Below are 3,860 nucleotides of genomic sequence, written 5' to 3' on the forward strand. Positions count from 1 at the left end.
CCGCGCGTCAGCGCAGTGCGGTTTGCCGTTGCGACGACGATGGGATGAGCCGTTCCGCCACCATGACGAGCGCGGGTACGACCAGCGCGATGTACATGTTGTCGAGACCGAACGGATTGCCGAGCAGATACCAGACCGTCGTCGCGAGGGTGGCCAGCACCATCCCGACGATGGCACCGCGGCTGCTGCTGAAGAACGGCAGATAGATGCCGATCAGGGCAACAACGGTGACCGACAGCCTGAGCGCGCGCGTGAAGAACGAGAGCGCCAGAATTTGCGGGACGAACAGCACGAAGATGAGCGGCACGAAACCGACGACGAACGAGATATTCCGTGTCATCTGCAACTCGCGCTCAGGCGTGGGCCGATAACGCGGCACGTAGAAATCCTTGACGATCAGCGATGCGATCGCGAGCGCGACGGTACTGACGCTGACGAAGATCGATGCCACGAGCGAAATCGTCACGAGGCCGGCAAGCAGCGGGTGCATATGCTGCAGAAAAATCGGCAGCGCGTAAAGGCTCTTCATGTTCGGGAACAGGAACTTCGCCGAGACGCCGATGAATCCCAACGCAAGCGCGATCGGCACGCAAAGCGCCGCTGCGATCAACGTCGAATTCCGGGCTTCGTCCGCGGAGCGCGCACCGGAGATCGCCTGAATGATGAATTGCGTCGAGAAGATCGCGCCTGCGGTACCGATGACCCACGCACCGATTTTGCTGCCGCTCAGCGTGCCGTTCCAACTGAAGTAATGGGCCGGCATCGAATGACTCATCGCGCTGATCCCGCCCGTCATCGACCACGCGACCCACACGAGAACGGCGATGCCGAGCAGCTTGACCGCGCTATGCAGAATCGTCACATAGGCGACGCTCTTCAATCCGCCATAGGCGTAGTAAAGCGTACTGACGACCGCAGTGATCAGCGCGGCGGTTGGCAGATTCACACGCATCACCGTTGCAATGGCGGCCGCGCCGCTGACGTAATTGCCCACGTTCACGATGAACAGCGCATAGATCATGATCGCGGAGACGACGAGCTTGGCGGCATTGCCGTATTTCTGCGCGATGAAACCCGAAATGGTGAACTCGCCCGAGCGATAAAGCCGCTTCGCCATGAACAGTCCAAAAAGCAGGAAGCCGATGGACGCTGCGATGACGGACCACGACGCCGCGAGGCCCACGCTGAACGCCGCTTGCGAGGTACCGACCGTCGATTTCGCGCCGATGAACTCGGACATCAGAAGAATGGCGACGACGATCGTCGGCATCGAGCGACCGGCCACCATGAATTGCTCGTTTGTCTTGCTGCGCAGCCGCAGGCTGATCCAGGTCGTCACGACGATATAAACGGCGACCATCGCGACGATGACGGCCGTATCCCACACGGTGAATCGATTCATGAATGTCTCCTGCCGGTTGACTTTATTCGGCGCCAGGTTGGACGCGGCGAGCTGCGTCCAACCTTTGCGTTGCGTTCAAGCCGCCTGAACGGCGCGTCGCGTTGCCAGGTCTTGTGCCTGTTTCAGCGCTTCCAGCATGCTGCGTTCGTCCGCGATACCCTTACCCGCGATGTCGAAGGCGGTGCCGTGATCGACGGAGGTGCGAATGACGGGCAGCCCGACCGTCACGTTGACGCCCGCCTCGAGCCCCATCACCTTGACGGGGCCATGGCCCTGATCGTGGTACATCGCGACGACGACATCGAAATCGCCTCGTCCCGCCCGGAAGAAAAGCGTATCGGCCGGCAGCGGACCTTCCACATTCCATCCGCGTTCGCGCAGCACCTCGATCGCAGGCATGATCTTTTCCTCTTCTTCGCCGTAGCCGAACAGGCCATTCTCGCCCGCGTGCGGATTGATTCCGCACACGCCGATGCGCGGCTCGTCGATCCCCGCACGTACCAGCGTGTCGTGAGCCCGCTCGATGGTGCGCTGAACGAGGCCCGGCTCGATGCGCGCGATGGCGTCGAGAAGCCCGATATGCGTCGTGACGTGAATGACGCGCAGGCGTGGCGCGACCAGCATCATCGACACTTCGGGAATGCCGGTCAGATGCGCGAGCATTTCGGTATGGCCCGGGAAAAGATGGCCGCCGGCATGCAGGGCTTCCTTGTTCAACGGTGCCGTGCAGATGGCGTCGAGCGCACCCGACGAGGTCAGCGCTACCGTGCGCGCGATATAGCGGTAGGCCGCATCGCCCGCGATGGCCGAGAGCTTGCCGTAGGGCAGATCGGGTGGGATCAGGCCGAGATCGATGCAATCGACCTCGCCGAAAGCGAAGCGCGCTTCGCTCGGTTCGGCGATGGCGCGAACGCGCAATTCGACGCCGACGCGTTGTCCCGCATCGACGAGGCGCTTGGCATCGCCGATGACGAGCGGCCGGCAGCCGTCGTACACGGAACGATGCGCGAGGCTCTTCATGATGATCTCGGGTCCCACGCCGGCAGCATCGCCCATCGTGATGCCGATTACCGGACGATATGTCATGGTTTCCTCTTCGGTGAATGATGGCGATGCCAAGGCACCCTCCTCTCGAAAGGCGACGAGCCGGCGCCAGGCTCGGTAAAGTGTGTCGGGCTCGCCGAAGCCGCCGGCCTTCGTGACGACGGCCAGACCGCGGCACTCGCCCTCGTCCGCCACGAGCAGCGCGACGCCCGATTCGAGTTCCTCGGCGACGGCGAGCGAGCGCACGCCCATTGCCGAAAGCAGGGCGCGCGCGGTCTCGCCGCCGGTGACGAGGAGCGCTGCCGCGTGAACTGCCGCGGGCACGAGATGGGCAGCCAGATGATTGACGAAGCGCGCACCGTCGGCAGCATCGAGCCGCTGATCCTGCCCGAGCGAGACGACGACATGGCGTCCTGCCGCCAATGCCTGCCCGACACGATCGGCCAGTGCGAGGGCGTCGGGATGGGCCGGCTCGGTCAGTGCCGTAGCGTCGATGTCGATGCGTTCGATCGAGCCGGCTGCATTGGCCTGCAGCATGGCGACTTGACGATGGGACACACTGGACATGCTGCCCACGACGACGAGTACCCCGCGCGGCGATCGATGCAGTCCCGATCGGAGCGCAGCCGAGCCCGGCAGGGTTTCGATGGAAGGTGCGGAAGGTGCCGTTCCGGCGCCCGCTTCGCAAAGCGCTTCGAAGAGCGGCGCGGCCAACCCCGCGGAACCGACCCAGAACACTTGATCGAGCGCTATCGAAGCTTGTGCGATACAACGCAGATCGTCATCCGTCTCCGCATCGCAGACGACGGCCTGCACGCCGCTCGTTCGATGCGAAGCCAGCGTCGCAGCGAGCTCGGTCGGCCCGTTGCGAATGCCGGACAGGCCGACGGTCGCCACGCGCAGGCCCGCAACGGACAGCATCGCTTGCAAATCGCCCTTGCCGACGATGCCTTCGTTGCGCCAGAGCTCAGACTCTTCGACCGGCACACCGAACACCATTTGTCGTGCGTTACGCGTGGTGCGTCCCGCGTGCGGGAACGCAGGTGCGACGATGGCCATGCCTGCACGATCGGTCAGCGCACAGATCTCGGCGGCAATATTGCCGCGCAGCGTCGAGTCGATCTTTTTGAAAAGACGCCGGCCGGCGCCGAATACCTGCCATGCCTCGGCGGTGACGGCCATTGCTTCCGATGCGACCGATCGACGCGAATCGGTATCGACCGCCAACACATCGACGTGTTCGTTCGCGGCAAGCGGAGACGCCGATGGCGCTGAATTCGTTGCGCCATGGGCGTCGAGCACGACGCGCGCACGCATCGCGCAGCGGACGCAGGCAACGGCGCTGTCGGCCGTGCCGGACAGATCGTCGCCGACGACGAGGAGTTTCGGCGCCTGCCGTTGCGCGGACGAACTC

The 3,860-nt window shown here is 63.9% G+C and carries 2 protein-coding genes; both read right to left on the minus strand.

The window, feature by feature from the left end:
* Positions 1 to 7: 7 nt before the first annotated feature.
* The gene (locus ACO1XS_RS23490) at positions 8 to 1,402 is read right to left on the minus strand and encodes a sodium:solute symporter family protein (RefSeq protein WP_331566498.1); all 1,395 of its coding nucleotides are present in this window, start codon (positions 1,400 to 1,402) and stop codon (positions 8 to 10) included.
* A 75-nt stretch (positions 1,403 to 1,477) separates the two neighbouring features.
* The coding region (pdxA, locus tag ACO1XS_RS23495; protein ID WP_486391825.1) for a 4-hydroxythreonine-4-phosphate dehydrogenase PdxA at positions 1,478 to 3,860 on the minus strand (2,383 nt) is incomplete at its 5' end.

It is taken from the genome of Trinickia sp. (genome assembly GCF_057351765.1).